Source organism: Devosia lacusdianchii, from assembly GCF_022429625.1.
GTDB classification, from domain to species: domain Bacteria; phylum Pseudomonadota; class Alphaproteobacteria; order Rhizobiales; family Devosiaceae; genus Devosia; species Devosia lacusdianchii.
This window is the reverse complement of record NZ_CP092483.1, coordinates 3,622,961-3,639,790: the sequence shown is the minus strand read 5'-3', so window position 1 is coordinate 3,639,790 and position 16,830 is coordinate 3,622,961. Positions and strand designations below refer to the sequence as shown.

Below are 16,830 nucleotides of genomic sequence, written 5' to 3'. Positions count from 1 at the left end.
AGAGCTTATTCGACGGCAACATGCCAGACGCCACCGACGCCGTCACCTTTGGTCTCGCCGGCCGCCATGTCCTCGTACCAGTAGTACAGCGGCCAGCCCTTATAGGCCCACATGGTCGAGCCATCGTCGCGGGTCACAACGGTGAAGTCGCCTTCGGGAGCTGCACCGGCTTCGGCCATCAGCGGGGGCCATTTGACGGCGCAGTCACCGTTGCAGACGCTCTTGCCGTCGCCATTGGTGTCCTTGTCGAAGGTATAGAGCACCATGCCGTTGGCATCGGTCAGCAGCATTTTGCCGCCGATGTCGGTCGATTTCACAGCGCCGCCCAGATAGTCGGCAGCGAAGGCAGGCATGGCAAGCAGAGCAAGCGCGGCGGCGCCGGCGAGGATCGAACGGAACTTCATGGGATTTTCCCTCCATGTTACGGGGCCGTCGTCGCAGCCCTCACAGGCGTCAACACCGGCCCCTCGCCTTTAATCCTCCGCGGACGAAATACGCCTAAACTTTCGAGCGAGAGCCAATCGTTGATTTGCAAATGAGTTTGAGCATGCCATTGATTGCGCGACGCAAACGACAAGGGAGGGTCGGACGTGTCGATAGTGTTGCGCGTCATACGCGCCATCGATGAGATCAGCCGCATCTTTGGCCTCATTGCCATCTGGATGGTGCTGTTTTCTGCACTACTGACCGCGTTCTATGCGGCGTTCCGCTATTCCAGCAGTGCCATGCTCTGGTTCGACCGCACGAATAATGTTGCGATCTTCGGCTGGGCGGTCAGCGCCTTCGGGCGCAATTCCAACTCGCTGGTCGAGGCGGTGCAGTACATGTTTGCCGCGATGGTGATGTTCGGCGGCGCCTGGGCGCTCAAGATCAACGAGCATGTTCGGGTCGATCTGATCTATGGCGCCATCAGCGAGAAGGCGCGGACCTGGATCGACCTGCTCGGCGGCCTATTCTTCCTGATGCCGCTCTGCATCCTGATGATCTATTTTACCTGGGGCTGGGCGCTACAGGCCTTCGTGCGCAATGAGGGTTCGCTGAATGCGGGCGGTTTGCCCCTTTGGCCGATGCGTTTCATGATCCCCATCGGCTTCGCGATTCTCGGGCTCCAGGGCATTGCCGAGATCGTCAAATGCATCCTGGCACTCACTACCAATTACGTGCGTGAATTCGCCTATGAGAAACCGCTGCAATGATTGATTTCATTCGCGCCAATATGGCGCCGTTGATGTTCGGTGGGCTGATCCTGTTCATGGTGATCGGCTATCCGGCCGCCTTCGCCCTGGCTGCGGTCGGGCTGTTCTTCGGGCTCGCCGCCATCGAGTTGGGGATGATATCGCCCAATTTCATGGGCAACCTGACTTATCAGCTGTTTGGCGTGCTCAATAACCAGCTCCTCCTGGCCATTCCGTTCTTTACCTTCATGGGGGTGATCCTCGAAAAGTCGGGTCTTGCAGAAGATCTTCTCGAGGGTTTCGGGCAGCTGTTCGGTGGCGTGCGCGGTGGCCTTTCCTATGCGGTGATCCTCGTTGGCGCCGTGCTTGGCGCCATTACCGGCACAGTGGCGGCCTCGGTGATCGCCATGGGGCTGATCTCGCTGCCGATCATGACGCGCTATGGCTATTCCACCCGGCACGCCACCGGTGTCATCGCTGCCTCGGGCACCATCACCCAGCTCATTCCGCCCTCGCTGGTGCTGATCGTGCTGGCTGACCAACTGCAGCGCTCCCCGGGCGACATGTATATCGGGGCCACAGGCGCCTCGATCGTGCAGGTGCTGCTGTTCGCCGGTTGGGTGTTTATTCTCTCGATCATCCGCCCGCAGGATGTGCCGGCGCTCCCGCCCGAAGCTCGCACGCTGCGCGGCTGGGCGCTGGCCGGCAAGGTGGCTCGCGGCATCATCCCGTCTCTGGCGCTGATTTTCCTTGTGCTCGGCACGATCTTCCTCGGCCTGGTTACGCCAACCGAGGCGGGGGCGATGGGCGTGGTCGGTGCGATGGTGCTTGCCTGGTTCAACAAGCGCCTGACCTGGAAACTGATGTGGTCGGGCATGGAATCGACCATGCGGCTCACGGCCATGGTGGTCTTCATCCTGTTGGGCGCGCGGGTATTTTCGCTGATCTTCCAGGGCGTCGGCGGCGGTCACTGGATCGAAGATATGCTGACCAACCTGCCGGGTGGCGTCGTTGGCTTCCTGATCTTCGTCAATATCTTCGTCTTCGTTCTGGCGTTCTTTCTCGACTTCTTCGAGATCGCCTTCATCGTCATCCCGCTGCTGGCGCCGGTGGCCGATGCGCTTGGGATCGATCTCGTTTGGTTCGGGGTGATGATCTGCGCCAATATGCAGACAAGTTTCATGCATCCACCCTTCGGTTTCGCACTGTTCTATCTGCGAAGTATTGCGCCCCGCGAAACGGTCAAGACGCGCGACATCTATCTGGGTGCGATCCCGTGGCTGGTGTTACAACTCATCCTGGTCGGGCTGCTCATTGCCTTCCCGGAATTGGTGACCTTTTTCCTCGACAAAGGTCCCGAGGTCGATCTGAACACCATCCAGATCACCCTGCCACCTGCGGGCGGGGGCGACCTGACGGCGCCACCGGCGTTCGATCTCAGCGCGCCGCCGAGTTTCAACTAGAGGGCGTTCTCGCGTCTTTGTCCACGTGCCACCGTCAAGGCGTAAACTGTCGCGGTCAGGTGCAGGTGGGTGAGATGCGACTGTGCGAACAACAAAGGCCCGGAGCATGCTCCGGGCCTTCGATATGGGTAGCCGGACTACAGCGTGCCGGCGCGCTGCTGGCCCATCATGAACTGGTCGTAATTGAGTTCTGCGATCTGGCTCCAGAGATAATGGTCCTTGCGGAACGCGGTGATCGAGTCCCAGACCTTCTTGAAGTTCTCGTTGCTGCCGAGCAGTTCGGTGTAAGTCTCGGTCGCCGCCTTGTAGCTGGCTTCCATGATTTCCTGACTGAACGGACGGAGCTGGGCGCCAGCGCCCACGAGCTTCTTGATCGCAGTGGGGTTCACATAGTCGTACTTGGCCAGCATGTCGGCGCTGGTCGCCTGGCAGGCAGTTTTGAGCAGCGACTGATAAGCCGGCGTCAGTTCGTCGAACTTGGCCTGGTTGATGAGGGCGTGGACGGTCGGACCACCTTCCCACCAGCCGGGATAGTAGTAGTAGGGCGCCACCTTCTGGAAGCCGAGCTTTTCGTCGTCATAGGGGCCAACCCATTCGGCCGCGTCGATCGTGCCCTTTTCCAGCGCCTGGTAGATTTCGCCACCGGCGAGCTGCTGCGGGATAACCCCCAGTTTCTGCAGAATGGTGCCGGCAAAACCACCGACACGGAACTTGAGCCCTTCGAGGTCGGCGACGGTGTTGATTTCCTTGCGGAACCAGCCACCCATCTGCGCGGCAGTATTGCCGCAAGGATAGCCTACAAGCCCTTGCGTCTTGAAGAACTCGTTGGAGAGCTCAAGGCCGCCGCCGTAATAGTACCAGGCGTTCATGCCACGGGCGTTAAGCGAGAATGGGATCGAAGCCAGTGCCGCCCAAGTGGGGTCCTTGCCCCAGAAATAGTAGCAGACAGTGTGGCAGATTTCGACCGTACCAGCGGCAACGGCGTCGGCAACTTCGAATGGCGGCACCAGCTCACCGGCGCCAAAGACATCAATAGTGAAATTGCCGTCCGTGGCCTCGCTCAGATATTTGGCCAGCGTTTCGCCGCCGCCGTAAATCGTGTCGAGGCCGGGCGGAAACGACGATGCCATGCGCCAGGAGACCTTGGGCTGGCTCTGGGCAATGGCCGGCATGGCAAGGCCCGTGGTGGCGGCCACAGCGCCAGCGCCTACGGCACCAGCCTTGGTGAAGAACTTACGACGATCCAACTGCAATCCTCCCTGTTGACGCCACAACCCTCCCGCTGCAGCGCAGGGCAACAATACACGGGCAAGGCGGTGAGTAAAGCGGCTGGCGGGGCAAGTCCTTGGTGTATCTGGCAAAGCCGACGCGTTCCGGCTAATTGACAAATGAATTTGTCAATTATAGCTTTAGCCCATGGAAAGCGGGCAACAGACAGCGCTGATTGAGGATGCCGACCGGGCCCTGCTAGTGCTCGATCCGCTCAAGCGACGGCTGCTCCAGGCCCTGCGCGAGCCGGGCTCGGCGGCAAGTCTGGCCAAGCGGCTCGATCTGCCGCGCCAGCAGTTGGGCTATCACCTGCGGGCGCTGGAGCAGGCCGGGCTGGTTCGGCTGGTCGAGGAGCGCAGGCGGCGCGGCTTCGTCGAGCGGGTGCTGGTGGCGACGGCGCACGACTATGTGCTCGATCCGGCCATGCTGGGTGTAAGTCACGCCGTCGATGCCCAGGATCGGCACGCGGCGGCACACCTGGTCAATGCCGCCAGCGCTGTGGTGCGCGAGGTGACGCGGATGCGTAGCGCTGCCGAGGCCGAAGGACGGCGGCTCCTGACCTTCACCATCGAAGCCGATCTCGGGTTCGAGCGGCCACAGGATTTCGAGGATTTTTCCGCAGCGCTGGCACGATCGATCGCCGACCTCGCCACGCGCTACGCCCCCGGCGGGGATCGACGCGCATACCATCTGCTTGTCGGCGCCCACCCGGCAGTAGCCAACACGCCGGCCAAACCCGTCAATTGAGGAAGAGACGAATGACCGAAACGCCAAAACAGGTTCTGGTCGACATCACCATTGCCGCCCCCATCGACTCCGTCTGGACGGCCCTGCGCGACCCGGCGCAAATCGAGCAATGGTTTGGTTGGGACGCGCCCTCGCTGGCCGAAGAGATCAAGTACATCTTCGTCGATAATGTCACGGGCGATGAAGCTAACCGTGTGGTGCAGTTCGACGAGTGGGAGGGCGAGGGTATCTCCGAGCGGATCGAGCTGGCGACCGTGTCAGGCGGCACGCGGTTGCGCCTCATACGATCGGGCGGAGCGCCTATCGATTGGACCGGCGTTTATGAGGATATCAGCCAGGGGTGGATCAACTTCTTCCAACAGCTTCGGCTGACGTTGGAGGTGCATCCGGGCGAGACGCGGCGGACAATCTATCTGTCGGGGCCAAGCAGGCCAGGCATTGGCGAGCCTACCGCAGAGTTGGGCCTGGGCGAGGCGGCCGACCTTGCCCCAGGCCAGGTTTACGCCGCACGACTGGGCACCGGCGACAGCGCCTCGGGTACGGTGTGGTACGAGACGCATTTCCAGACGGCGCTGACGGTGGAGCAATGGGGCAATGGTTTGCTCGTCGTCACCGATATGGGCATCTCGCCCAAACGGCCGCATGGCGGCGGCTCGGTGCTGCTCACCACCTACGGCCTAAGCGATGCGGATTTCGCGACGCTGGAACAGCGTTGGACCGACTGGTGGGCTGTGCGCTACCCAAAGCCCAACGACTGAGCGATTGCTCACTTAGCTGGTGACAGCATGGCCAAAAATGCTATGTCGCTGCCGACTGCGAGGTGGTGTCGCGGTGGCCGGGGAGGGCATGCATGTTTGTCGTTGGTGGTGAGAGCCTGATCGATCTCAAGGCCGAAGTGGTGCTGCCCGATGGCGCCGTGATCGGCCGCGATGGCGAGAACCAGATCGTGATGACGGCGCATCCCGGCGGCTCGCCCTACAATTGCGCCATCGCGCTTTCCAAGCTCGGCAACGCCACCGGCTTCCTTTGTCCGATCTCCGCTGACGCGTTTGGCGACTATCTTCTCGGCCCGCTGGCCGAAGCTGGCGTAAAGCCGCTGCTGGCCGAGCGCGTCAAGGAATACACCACGCTGGCCGTGGTCAATTTCGACGCCAACCACAATGCGCGCTATGGTTTTTATCGCTCAGCCGACGGTGCCATCGAGGCGGCCAAGGGCATAGCCGCCTTGCCCGGTGATCTCGATCTCTACCAGATCGGCGGGTTCTGCCCGATCAAGCCGGACGAGGCGGCCATCTGGCTTGAGATCGTCAAGGCGGCGATCTCCAAGGGCGCGACCATTTCCATCGATCCGAATGTGCGCCCCAGTCTGGTCGACGACTTTGCCGGCTACAAGGCGCGGCTGTCGACTTTCCTCGATCTCGCCCACGTCGTGAAGGTCAGCGAGGAGGATCTGGACGCGCTCGATAGCGCCAAAAGCATTGAACAGCATGTGGCGGACCTGTTGGCGCGGCCAAATTGCGAGCTCGTCGTGGTTACGCTGGGCGACAAGGGCTCGCGCGCCTTCACCGCTACCGGCAAGGCTCATGCCGCGATCTACTCGCCGCCGGTATTCGGCGACACGGTAGGTGCCGGCGATAGTCTCATGGCGGGTGTGCTCTCCTGGCTGCATGAGCGCGGCCTGCTCAAGCGCGGCAAACTCGCGAGTCTGACCGATGGCGCGCTCAGCGACATGCTCCGTTTCGGGGCCGTGGTCGCCGGCATCAATTGCGGCCGCAAGGGTTGCAAGCCCCCGACCCGCGCCGAGGTCGACGCCGTTCTCGCCGGTTAATCCCACGGCCGCGGCTAACATTTCCGTTAATTGTCAGGCGCATCCGGCTCTGCTCTGTTGGCACGGTCAACACGGGGATAGCGAATGCGGCGCTGGTTTTGGCTTCTGGGCGTGCTCGTCGTCGTCTGTATCGGCGCTGGCGTCTATTTTCTCCGGCCGGTGACCGGCCCCGCGCGCGATCTGACGCTGATCGGCAATGTCGAGCGCGGCAACGACCTGATCCTGCTTGGCGGCTGCGTGGCTTGCCACACTGACAGCGCTGGCGGTCGGGCATTCCTGTCGGGCGGGTCGGGTCTACAGACCCCGTTCGGCACTTTCGTACCACCCAACATTACGTCCGACCCCAATGCTGGCATCGGCGACTGGACCCTGGCGCAGTTCAGCGACGCCATGAGCAATGGCATCGGCCCGCAGGGCCATCTCTACCCGGTGTTCCCCTACGAAAATTACACCTTGATGAGCGATCAGGAGATCGTCGATCTCTATGCGGCGCTGATGGCTACCGAGCCAGTGAGCGAGCCGGCCGGCGAAAGCCAGATTCCGTTCCCGTTCAATCTTCGGCTGGCCATGGCTGGCTGGCAGAACCTGTTTTTCGCACCCGCCCGCTTCGCGCCGGAAACGGGGCGATCGGACACATACAATCGCGGCAAGTACCTGGCCTATGGGCCAGCTCATTGTGTCGCCTGCCACACCCCGCGCAACGCGCTCGGCGCGCTGGAATGGGACAAGGCCCTGGCAGGCTCGCCCGGCGGCACCGGCGGACGCGCGCCTGCCCTCACCCGCGCGGCGCTGCTCGAAGAAGGCTACGACGTCGCGACCCTGGCACAGACCCTCGCCGACGGCTTCACCCCCGGCTTCGATGTGCTGGGCGGATCGATGGGCGAGGTCATCAAAGACGGCACCTCGCAATGGACCGACGCCGATCGCGCGGCGATCGCGGAATATCTGCTGGCGGAGTGATTGCGCATGTCCTGAAATACGTGGTTTCCTGAATGCCTCGGAAATTGGCATGAGAAACCTTGAGCAGTCTGGCAATCAATTTTCAGCGTCTTACTAGCGTCGCGGACGACATCTGGACCTTCGACGTTACGCCGAATTTCGCAGTTCAGTATCAGAAGCATCGTGACAAACAGGTATTGCTCTTTGAGGACAATGGGGCCTGTCGTGTTGTCGGTGTGGCGACGCTGAGCCGTTTTGTCGATGGCCTTGCTGTCTACCTGACGGATGTCCGAAAGCTAGATAGACCTCTACCTCTCCCGGCAAGGCCGGAAGGCGCTGTTTGGGTCAACCTATCGAAAAGAGCTGCCGAGCTGCTGATGCAGCAAGTTCTCGGCAATTTGTCTGCGCCGGTGGCATATGAGCGGACGCCCATCGAACCACCCATTCCGGAGGCACTTTCCCGACAGGCCATTGATCGGATGGTTGGTCGATGCCAACTAACCTGGCTGAACGAGAAAACCGAGAACAACAAGGACGTTTCGGTTGTACTTGTTCGACCTGTAGCGGATGGCGGCCGCCATGACATCAATAACTGCCTTGTTCTTTGCAAAATGATCGCCGGGTACTTCGCTTCCTTTTCAATCAGCGTCGGTCAGAATCGCGGGATACTGATGGATGTACCCACGACGCGAGGCATTGTGGGTTTGCTCAACCCCAACGGTCGTTTGTGGATGCCGGACGGCGTGTCCGACACGATGTTTGCCAGCAATTTCAAGTGGCACTCTGATTCTTTTGCTGTAAGGCGGGGCTGGATCTAAGCCCCGGCGCGAATGGCCAGTGCTTCTTCCAGCGTCATGGTGGTGTGGTGCTCCCAGTTCTCGTCCGTCTCGGGGTAGTCGGTGCGGAAGTGGCCGCCGCGGCTTTCGGTGCGCTTGAGCGCGGCGGCTGCGACTAGCGTGGCCGAGGTGGTCATGTTGAGGTAGGCGCTGGTGACGTGTTCGGCATTGGCCTCTAGGGCGGCGATCTGGCGTAGCGCCTGCCTGAGGCCGGTTGCGTCGCGTTCCACGCCGACGAGATCGGTCATGATCCGGCGCAGTTGCTGCACCGCGGGCAGGTCACGCAGGACCTGCTCGGCCTTTTCGCCCTCGGCCTCGTTCCACTCTATGCCCTTGAATGGCGCCAGGTTGCGCACCGGTTCCAAGCCGCCGATATCTTCGGCGATGCGCGCGCCGTAGACGGTCGCCTCCAGCAGTGAGTTGGAGGCGAGGCGGTTGGCGCCATGCAGACCCGTGCAGCTGGCCTCGCCGCAGACCCAGAGGCCGGGCAGGGAGGAGCGTCCGCGTTCATCCACCTTGACGCCGCCCATGTGGAAATGGGCCGCCGGGGTGACCGGGATCATGCCCTTCACTGGATCGATGCCGGCATCGAGGCAGTATTTCGAGACGGTGGGGAAGCGGGTCAGGATGGCCTCGCCGAGCACCTGGCGCGTGTCGAGGAAGACCTTCCTTCCTGCCTGGATCTGGCGGAAGTTGGCGCGGGCGACGACGTCGCGGGGGGCGAGCTCGGCATCGGGGTGAATTGCTGGCATGAAGCGCTCGCCCAGGTCGTTGACGAGAATAGCGCCCTCGCCGCGCAGCGCTTCGGTGGCCAGCGGTGCCGGATCGGCGCCGGTGGCGATGGCAGTCGGGTGAAACTGCACGAACTCGGCGTCGGCGATCAGCGCGCCTGATCGAGCCGCCATGCCCATGGCGTGGCCGCGTACGCCGGGTGGGTTGGTGGTGACGGCATAGAGCCCGCCCAGCCCGCCAGCGGCCAGCACGGTGGCACGGGCGCGGATGAATACAGGCTCGGAATACCGGTCGCCGAGCCTGCGGCAGAAGACGCCGACGATACGGCCATTGTCGCGGGCGAGACTCAATGCGGTGATGCCCTCGACGACGCGGATCGAGGGGGTGCGCCGTACCTCGGCGATGATGGCCTGCATGATGGCCCAGCCGGCGCGGTCGCCCTCGACCTTGACGATGCGGTTGGCCGAATGGGCGGCCTCCTTGCCCAGTTCGTAATTTCCGAAGTCGTCGCGGTCGAACGGCGTGCCCCAGCGCGCCAGGTCCTCGATACGCGCCGCCGCTTCTGCCGTCACGCCTTCGGCCGTGCCGTGATCGACGATGCCCGCCCCGGCCATTTCCGTATCGAGGGCATGGGCGTGCGAGCTGTCGCCCTTGCCCACTGCGGCAGCGACGCCGCCCTGGGCCCAGGCCGACGAGGCGCCCATGCCAAGGGGCTTGGGCGACAGCACCGTCACGGGGCGCGGCGCCAGCTTGAGGGCGGTGAAGAGGCCGGCAAGCCCGGCCCCGACGATCAGCGCGCCATCGGCATTGAGGGTGTTGTCGAAGGTGGTCATGGACGGTTCCGGACTGTTCTCAAACTACGTATTTGCCCCTAAGGTCATAACCGTGGAAACGGTCGGAACCGCGGGCATGGCAAGTTCGGACGACAAGAAAGAATTCGGCGAGCTTGCGCAACCGCGTTTTGCCGAGGACGAAGCGCTTGACGCCTATGTCGAGCTCTACAAGTCGGTTCTGACGGCCTATGGATATCGTTGCGCCCTGACTGGCGAGCGATTCCGCCCAAGCCCGGCTCTGACGCATCCCGACCTCGACGTCGTGGCCATACGCCGTCGCGAGGCCGGCGGGCCGCTGGCGATCGATAATTATCTGCCCATGATCGCCATTGCCGCGCGGGCCTTTCGTGCTGGGCAGATCATTATCGGCAGCGATTACACCGTCTTGGCGGACTTCAAGGTGATCGCCGCGCCTTTGGCCGGCAGGCTGCGGCCCGATGCCCGCCTGGTGCTGCCGGATGACCGGCGCTTCTGGCCCAATGCCGCCCATCTTGCCTATCACCGCCGCAGCGTGCTCGGCGCCTAATCGCCCTTCCGGCTCATTTCGATCATGCGTTCCACTGCGGCGCGGGCGGCCGGGATGATGGCGGGATCGACCACGACTTCCTCGGTCATGGTGTGCAGGCTCCACAGCACGTTTTCGAGATTGATGCGCTTCATATGCGGGCAGATGTTGCAGCCGCGCAGGAAGTCGACGCCTGTGGTTTCGCTCGCGACGTTATCCGACATCGAGCATTCGGTGACCATGACCACGCGCGGCGGCTTGGTGGTCTTGACCCAGTCGATCATGGCGGCAGTCGAGCCGGCGAAGTCGACGGCATCGATCACTTCGGGCGGGCATTCGGGGTGGGCGATAATCTTGGCGGTCGGATAGGCGTGGCGCAGTTCGGAAATGTCGTCGGCGGTAAAGGTCTCGTGCACTTCGCAGGCGCCGGCCCAGGTGATGACCTTCTTGGTCGTCTTCTTGGCGGTATTCTTGGCCAGGTATTGATCGGGGATCATGATGACGGTGTCGCCATCGACGCGATTGACGATATCGAGCGCGTTTGACGAGGTGCAGCACACATCGGTCACGGCCTTCACGGCCGCTGATGTATTGACGTAGGTCACGACAGGGACGCCGGGATACATTTCGCGCATGGCGATGACGTCTTCGGCGGTAATCGAGGACGCCAGCGAGCAACCGGCGCGGCTGTCGGGGATCAGCACGGTCTTGTCGGGGTTGAGCAGCTTGCTGGTCTCGGCCATGAAGTGGACGCCGCACTGCACGATCACCTGCTGCTTGACCTTGGTCGCCTCGATGGCGAGCTGCAGGCTGTCGCCGACGATATCGGCAACGCCGTGATAGATTTGCGGCGTCTGGTAATTATGAGCCAGGATGACCGCGTCCTTCTCCCGCTTCAGCCGATTGATCTCGAAAATCAGCGGCGCATAGAAGGGCCATTCGATCTCGGGGATCTTGTCGCGCACGCGATCGAAGACCTTTTCGGTGGCGCGCTCGACGGCCTTGGAGAATTTGAGGTCGAAATGGTTGGCGAGGATGGCCCGGGCTTCTTCGAGAGGCGTAATCGCGTTGATCGTCTGCACCATCGACAGTCCCTCCTGAGGCCGAGCCGGAACCTAGGGATTTTTTCAAGGCTTTTCAATGAACGGGGTTGCGAGAATTTGCCCAAGCTCCTAACCGTTCCCCAACACCAATGACGAGGCCGATCATGCCGCAAGACGCCGCTGCCATCCGCTCCATCCTGTCGCTCGCTCCGGTGGTCCCGGTCATTATCCTCGACGATGTCTCCCAGGCCCGGCCTCTAGCCGAGGCGCTGGTTGCCGGTGGCCTGCCGATCCTCGAGGTGACACTGCGCACCCCCAATGCGCTCAAGGTGATGGAAGAGATGGGCAAGGTGCCCGGCGCCATTGTCGGTTCGGGCACGGTGCGCAACGCGCTGCATATGAAGCAGTCGGTCGACGCCGGCTGCCGTTTCATGGTGTCGCCGGGGATTTCGCCGCGCATTCTCGACGCCGCCGACGATATCGGTATTCCGCTGCTGCCGGGCATTGCGACGCCAAGCGAAGCGATGACGGCGGCCGAGCGTGGTTACAGCTTCCTCAAGTTCTTCCCCGCCGAGGCCAATGGCGGGGCGCCGGTGCTCAAGGCGTTTGCCTCGCCGCTGCCCGATATCACCTTCTGCCCGACTGGCGGAATCGATCCTGCCAAGGCCAAGATCTATCTCGGTTTGCCCAATGTCATTTGTGTCGGTGGATCGTGGATCATGCCGGCCGATGCTCTGGCCGCCAATGACTGGGGTCGCATCGAAGCGCTGGCGCGCGAAGCCAGCGCGCTGCGCGGCTGAACCATGACGCAGGTGCCCGAGGATGGCCTCACCCACCTGCGGGTAACGCTCGATGAAGCCGCCTATATCGGGCCGGGTCGTGCCGACCTGCTGGAGCTGATCGACAAGACCGGCTCCATATCGGCCGCCGGCAAGGCCATGGGCATGAGCTACAAGCGGGCCTGGGGGCTGGTGCAGGCGCTCAATGATGGCTTCGGCCAGGCGCTGGTGGAGTCGTCTCGCGGCGGCGCTAGCCAGGGCGGAGCCCATCTCACCGAGGCCGGTCGCTTCGTGCTCGATCGCTACCGCGCTATGCAGGGCAAGACTCGTGAGGCCATTGCCGAGGATGTTACCGCGCTGCGGCTGAAATTCGATATGTCCGTTCGGAAATAACGCTTGCGCGGCGCCATGGATCTGCGCCAGAAACCGATATGGATTTCAAACCATATCGGACCTTTTTGATGAACCGCGCATTCCCGGCCCTGCTGCTCTCCGCCTTCTTGTTCACCACAGTCGCTCACGCCGATAGCGTCAGTGTCGCCGTCGCTGCCAATTTCACCAAGGTGGCCGAGGAACTGGCGCTGATCTTCAAGGCTGAGACCGGCCATGACGTGACCTATAGCTTTGGCGCTACCGGCCAGCTCTATACGCAGATTTCCCAGGGCGCGCCGTTCGAGATTTTGCTCGCGGCGGATGACGAGCGTCCGACCAAGGCGGTGGCTGACGGGCTCGGCGTTGATGGTTCGGTTTTCACCTATGCCATTGGGGCGCTGGCGCTTTACAGCACCACGGTTGACGTGGCGGATGGTGAGGCTGGGCTCAAGGCCGACGCGTTCGACAAAATCGCCATCGCTGACCCGGCGACGGCGCCTTACGGGCAGGCGGCCGTCGAGACCATCGAGGCGCTGGGGCTGACCGCCGCGATCACCCCGAAGCTGGTTACCGGCGAGAACATCACCCAGACGCTGCAGTTCATCGAAAGCGGCAATGCCGAGCTCGGCTTCGTTGCCGCTAGCCAGGTTGCCGGCAAGACCGGCGTCTGGATTGTCCCGTCGACGCTCTATCAGCCCATCCGCCAGGACGCGGTGCTGCTCAAGATCGGCGAGACCAACCCGGCTGCCACGGCCTTTGTGGATTTCCTCAAAAGCGAGAAAGCCGTGGAAGTGATCAAGGCCGCGGGTTACGTCGTCGAGTAGGTCTTTGTGTGGCAGAGTAGCGCCACGCCCACAGCGCGGCGCCTCCCCCTCGATGGGGAGGATGGGAGGGGGTGCGGGAGCCACGATATTGGGGCCAACCCACCCCCACCCTTGATCCCTCCCCGCAAGGGGGAGGGTGTCGACTGAGAGGGCAGCGATAAGGTGTGTTCGTGAGCTTTGCTGATATCTGGACACCGGTGAGCCTGACGCTGAGCCTGGCCGCGATCAACACGCTCATCCTGCTTCTTATCGGCACGCCGATCGCCTGGTGGCTGGCGCGCAGCAAGGGCCGCTACCGCGAGCTGGTCGGCGCGGTGGTTTCGATGCCGCTGGTGCTGCCGCCGACCGTGCTCGGCTTTTACCTGCTGATCGCGCTCGGCCCCAATGGGCCGGGCGGCTGGATCGCGGGGCTGTGGGGTGGGCGGACACTGGCGTTTTCCTTTACCGGCCTCATTATCGGCTCGATCTTTTATTCCATGCCTTTCATGGTGCAGCCGCTGCGCAATGCGTTCGGCGCTATTGGCGATGACGCGTTGGAGGCGGCGTCGTGCCTTGGCGCGAGCAATTGGCAGCGCTTCTGGCGCGTGGCGCTGCCGCTGGCGCGGCCGGGTTATATTACCGGCGCTGTGATGACCTTTGCCCATACGGTGGGTGAGTTCGGCGTGGTGCTGATGATCGGTGGCAATATTCCGGGCCAGACCAAGGTCATTGCTATTGCGCTTTATGATTATGTCGAGCGTCTGCAATGGGGTGAGGCGCATGTGATCGCGCTGGGCATGGTGGTATTTGCCTTCGTGGTGATTGCAGTGACGCTGACGATCGACCGGCGGGTGAATGTGCCCATGCCCTAGGCAAGCGGAGGCGCTGCCTGTCGGATGGTGTGATTGGGCGTTTGGGAGATTACGTCTTGGGGCCGTCCACGGCGCTCCACATCGCCTTGGTAATCGACTGGGTGGTGGAGAAATAGCCCTTCCATGGGTCGGCGCCCTTGGCCCTCGCGGCGGCGTCGGCGAGGCCGAATTGGTTGGCCGCTTTGACTGCGTCCAGCTCGTCCCAGGTCACCGGCACGGCGGCGGGGGCGCCTTCGCGGGAGCGGCTGGACCAGGGGGCGATGGCGGTGGAGCCGCGCTCGTTGCGCAGATAGTCGATGAACAGCTTGCCCTTGCGCTTTTCCTTGCGGATGTTGGCTGTAAAGCGATCAGGGAGCTTGTCGGCCAGGCGCTGGGCGAAGGTTTTGCAAAACCCTTTGACCTCGGGCCATTCCGTGGTCGGCCGCACTGGCGCGATGACGTGGACGCCTTTGCCGCCGCTGACCAGCGCGTAGCTTTCGAGTCCCCAGGCTTCGAGCTCCTTACGGATGTCGATGGCGGCGGCGCGCACATGTTCAAAGCCGAGGTCCTCATCGGGGTCGATGTCGAAGATGATGCGCTCGGGCTTTTCGACGTCCTTGGTGCGTGAGCCCCAGAGGTGCCATTCGAGCACGTTCATCTGCGTGCCGGCGATGAGGCCGGCGAGATCGTCGATGTAGAAATAGTCTTCCTTCTGGCCGTCCTTTTCCGCGATCATCAAGGACTTCATCGCGTCGGGGAAACCGCCGGTATCGTGCTTCTGGAAGAAGCAGTATTTGGTGCGGCCCTGGGGGCAGCGCAGCAGGCTCAGCGGCCGGTTCTCTATATAGGGCAGCATGCGTTCGGCCACGGCGGCGTAGTAGGCGACGAGGTCGGCTTTGGTGACACCTTGGCCGGGATAGACCACGCGATCGGGACTGGTGAGCTTGATGCCCGCAGCTTCGGCGGCATTGATGCCGGATTGCGCGCTGAGCGCGATGGCGGCTCTTGGTGTCTTGGCTGCCTTGTCCAGGGTGATCTCTCCCGCCGGCTTGTCCTCGCGCAAAGCCAGAAACGAGGGGTGGCGTAGTATGCCATCGGGGGTGAATTCGGTGTAGCCGATTTCTGCGACCAGTTCCGGGGACACCCAATGCGCTGCTTTGGCGATCGCCTTGGGTGCATTGGCGAAGGGGTTGGTCTTGCGGGCTCGGGCATTGAGCTGGCTTTGCAGCGTCTCGGCGACATCGACGGTGAAGCCGGTGCCGACCCGTCCGCGATAGATCAGCTTGCCGTCTTCCCAGGTGCCCAGCAGCAGCGAGGCGAAGGTTTTCTTGCGCGTCGAGGCCGACCAGCCGGCGATGACGAATTCCTGGCGCTTGGCGCATTTTATCTTGAGCCAGCTTCGGGTGCGCTCGCTGCGATAGGGCGCGTCGGCCTGTTTGGCGACGATGCCTTCGTGGCCCTCGCGGCAGATCGTATCGAACACCTTCTGCCCGTTGCCGGTGACGTGGGGCGAGAATTGCACCAGCGACGATGCCTCGACCTTGCCCAGCAGCTTTTCCAGCCTGGCCTTGCGTTCTGTCAGCTTGAGGGGGGCCAAATCCTCGCCGTCCTGTTCGATCAGGTCGAAGGCGAAATAGGTCAGGGGACCGCCGTTGGAGAGGTGGTCCTTGAGTGTTGAGAAATCCGTTCGCCCCCTGGCGTCGAAGGCGCAAAGTTCGCCGTCGATGAGCGCGGTACCTTTGGTGATGCGGCTGAGGGGCAGGATGATGGCGCCGAACTGTTCGGACCAATCCTTACCCGTGCGGGTGAAGAGGCGGACCTGCTCGCCCGAAATGGCGGCGAGACACCGGTAGCCGTCATACTTCATCTCGAAGACCCAGTCCGGGCCCTGGGGCACATCGGCGACCAGTGTCGCCAATTGCGGTGGGCGGAAATCGGGCAGGTAGGCCGCCTTGCCCTTGCGCTTTGCCGGCTTGGGATTATCAACGACCTTGTCGACGTCGGAGTGCCAGACGGCGTCGTCGGGCGTTTTGGTCGGTTTCTTCGATTTGAGCCCCTTGGCGATGCCGTCGAGGTCGCGGCCAGTCGAGACCGATTTGGTGAAGCGCTCGGTCAGCGTCTCGTGATCCCTGGCGTAGTCGTCGCGGTGCTTGATGAGCAGCCAGTTTTCGCGATCGGGGCCCGACTTGCGCTTGCTGTCGCGTCCTTTCATGTGCACAAGCACCCACTCACCCTTCATGCGGTGGCCATTGAGCTTCATCTTGAGGTCGCCGCTTTCGAGGGCCGCATGGGGATCGCCGATTGGCTCCCAGGTGCCCTCGTCCCACAGCATCACCGTACCGCCACCGTATTCGGCTTCGGGGATGGTGCCTTCGAAACTGCCATAATCGAGCGGATGATCCTCGACGCGCACGGCGAGGCGCTTATCCTCCGGGTTGTCGGAGGGGCCCTTGGTGACCGCCCAGCTCTTGAGCACGCCATCGAGCTCGATGCGGAAATCGTAGTGCAGGCGGGTGGCGTCGTGCTTTTGCACGACGAAGCGGTAGCTCTTGCCGCGACCGGCGCGAGCTTTGGCGCCCGAGGGCTCCTGCGTCTTGGTGAAGTCGCGCTTGGCTTTGTATTCCTTCAGCAGGGTCTCGGCTTTAGTGGCCATCG

Annotated in this window: 17 protein-coding genes; 12 read left to right on the top strand and 5 right to left on the bottom strand. The window is 62.6% G+C overall.

The annotated features are described in order from the left end of the window. Window positions 1-5: 5 nt before the first annotated feature. Window positions 6-404 carry a COG4315 family predicted lipoprotein gene (locus tag MF606_RS17905; RefSeq protein WP_240230687.1) on the bottom strand — a complete coding sequence of 133 codons (399 nt, stop codon included), beginning with the start codon at window positions 402-404 and terminating at the stop codon, window positions 6-8. Between the two features lie 186 nt (window positions 405-590). Between MF606_RS17905 and MF606_RS17900 the strand changes: the two genes are divergently transcribed. Together MF606_RS17900 and MF606_RS17895 are read left to right on the top strand one after the other, a co-directional pair. Beyond that, window positions 591-1,196: a TRAP transporter small permease subunit gene (locus tag MF606_RS17900; RefSeq protein WP_240230686.1), complete on the top strand. Its 606-nt coding sequence runs from the start codon at window positions 591-593 to the stop codon at window positions 1,194-1,196. Further along, complete coding sequence (locus tag MF606_RS17895; protein WP_240230685.1) at window positions 1,193-2,638, top strand: TRAP transporter large permease; 1,446 nt, start codon at window positions 1,193-1,195, stop codon at window positions 2,636-2,638. The genes MF606_RS17900 and MF606_RS17895 overlap by 4 nt, the downstream gene beginning before the upstream one ends. A gap of 137 nt (window positions 2,639-2,775) precedes the next feature. On the opposite strand, the gene MF606_RS17890 is transcribed toward MF606_RS17895, so the two are convergent. Further along, window positions 2,776-3,885: a TRAP transporter substrate-binding protein gene (locus MF606_RS17890; RefSeq protein ID WP_240230684.1), complete on the bottom strand. Its 1,110-nt coding sequence runs from the start codon at window positions 3,883-3,885 to the stop codon at window positions 2,776-2,778. Between the two features lie 169 nt (window positions 3,886-4,054). On the opposite strand from MF606_RS17890, the gene MF606_RS17885 reads away from it, so the two are divergent. From MF606_RS17885 to MF606_RS17865, 5 genes are all read left to right on the top strand, one after another. Next, window positions 4,055-4,654 carry an ArsR/SmtB family transcription factor gene (locus tag MF606_RS17885; protein ID WP_240230683.1) on the top strand — a complete coding sequence of 200 codons (600 nt, stop codon included), beginning with the start codon at window positions 4,055-4,057 and terminating at the stop codon, window positions 4,652-4,654. Window positions 4,655-4,665: 11 nt separating this feature from the next. Continuing rightward, entirely contained in the window at window positions 4,666-5,412 is a 747-nt protein-coding gene (locus MF606_RS17880) for an SRPBCC family protein (protein WP_240230682.1), read from the top strand. A 92-nt stretch (window positions 5,413-5,504) separates the two neighbouring features. After that, window positions 5,505-6,482, top strand: coding sequence for a PfkB family carbohydrate kinase (locus MF606_RS17875; RefSeq protein ID WP_240230681.1), 978 nt, complete (start codon window positions 5,505-5,507; stop codon window positions 6,480-6,482). An 84-nt stretch (window positions 6,483-6,566) separates the two neighbouring features. Continuing rightward, window positions 6,567-7,442, top strand: coding sequence for a c-type cytochrome (locus tag MF606_RS17870; RefSeq protein ID WP_240230680.1), 876 nt, complete (start codon window positions 6,567-6,569; stop codon window positions 7,440-7,442). 59 nt (window positions 7,443-7,501) lie between these two features. Next, on the top strand, window positions 7,502-8,239 hold the full coding sequence (locus MF606_RS17865; RefSeq protein WP_240230679.1) for a hypothetical protein: 738 nt from the start codon (window positions 7,502-7,504) through the stop codon (window positions 8,237-8,239). On the opposite strand, the gene MF606_RS17860 is transcribed toward MF606_RS17865, so the two are convergent. Beyond that, window positions 8,236-9,822, bottom strand: a complete 1,587-nt coding sequence (locus tag MF606_RS17860) for an L-aspartate oxidase (RefSeq protein ID WP_240230678.1) — start codon at window positions 9,820-9,822, stop codon at window positions 8,236-8,238. The genes MF606_RS17865 and MF606_RS17860 overlap by 4 nt on opposite strands. Before the next feature lie 76 nt (window positions 9,823-9,898). Here MF606_RS17860 and MF606_RS17855 point away from each other — a divergent pair, with 76 nt between their 5' ends. Then, window positions 9,899-10,348, top strand: a complete 450-nt coding sequence (locus MF606_RS17855; protein ID WP_240230677.1) for a hypothetical protein — start codon at window positions 9,899-9,901, stop codon at window positions 10,346-10,348. Here the strand turns inward: MF606_RS17855 and nadA are convergent. Further along, the gene (nadA, locus tag MF606_RS17850; protein ID WP_240230676.1) at window positions 10,345-11,412 is read right to left on the bottom strand and encodes a quinolinate synthase NadA; all 1,068 of its coding nucleotides are present in this window, start codon (window positions 11,410-11,412) and stop codon (window positions 10,345-10,347) included. The two genes, MF606_RS17855 and nadA, sit on opposite strands and share 4 nt — an antisense overlap. 122 nt (window positions 11,413-11,534) lie before the next feature. On the opposite strand from nadA, the gene eda reads away from it, so the two are divergent. From eda to modB, 4 genes are all read left to right on the top strand, one after another. Next, window positions 11,535-12,170, top strand: coding sequence for a bifunctional 4-hydroxy-2-oxoglutarate aldolase/2-dehydro-3-deoxy-phosphogluconate aldolase (eda, locus tag MF606_RS17845; RefSeq protein WP_240230675.1), 636 nt, complete (start codon window positions 11,535-11,537; stop codon window positions 12,168-12,170). A gap of 3 nt (window positions 12,171-12,173) precedes the next feature. Further along, window positions 12,174-12,542, top strand: a complete 369-nt coding sequence (locus MF606_RS17840; RefSeq protein WP_240230674.1) for a winged helix-turn-helix domain-containing protein — start codon at window positions 12,174-12,176, stop codon at window positions 12,540-12,542. Window positions 12,543-12,610: 68 nt separating this feature from the next. Then, complete coding sequence (modA, locus tag MF606_RS17835) at window positions 12,611-13,345, top strand: molybdate ABC transporter substrate-binding protein (RefSeq protein WP_240230673.1); 735 nt, start codon at window positions 12,611-12,613, stop codon at window positions 13,343-13,345. Between the two features lie 170 nt (window positions 13,346-13,515). Further along, window positions 13,516-14,196: a molybdate ABC transporter permease subunit gene (gene modB / locus MF606_RS17830; protein WP_420842220.1), complete on the top strand. Its 681-nt coding sequence runs from the start codon at window positions 13,516-13,518 to the stop codon at window positions 14,194-14,196. A 49-nt stretch (window positions 14,197-14,245) separates the two neighbouring features. On the opposite strand, the gene ligD is transcribed toward modB, so the two are convergent. After that, on the bottom strand, window positions 14,246-16,828 hold the full coding sequence (gene ligD, locus MF606_RS17825; protein ID WP_240230671.1) for a DNA ligase D: 2,583 nt from the start codon (window positions 16,826-16,828) through the stop codon (window positions 14,246-14,248). Between the last annotated feature and the right edge of the window lie 2 nt (window positions 16,829-16,830).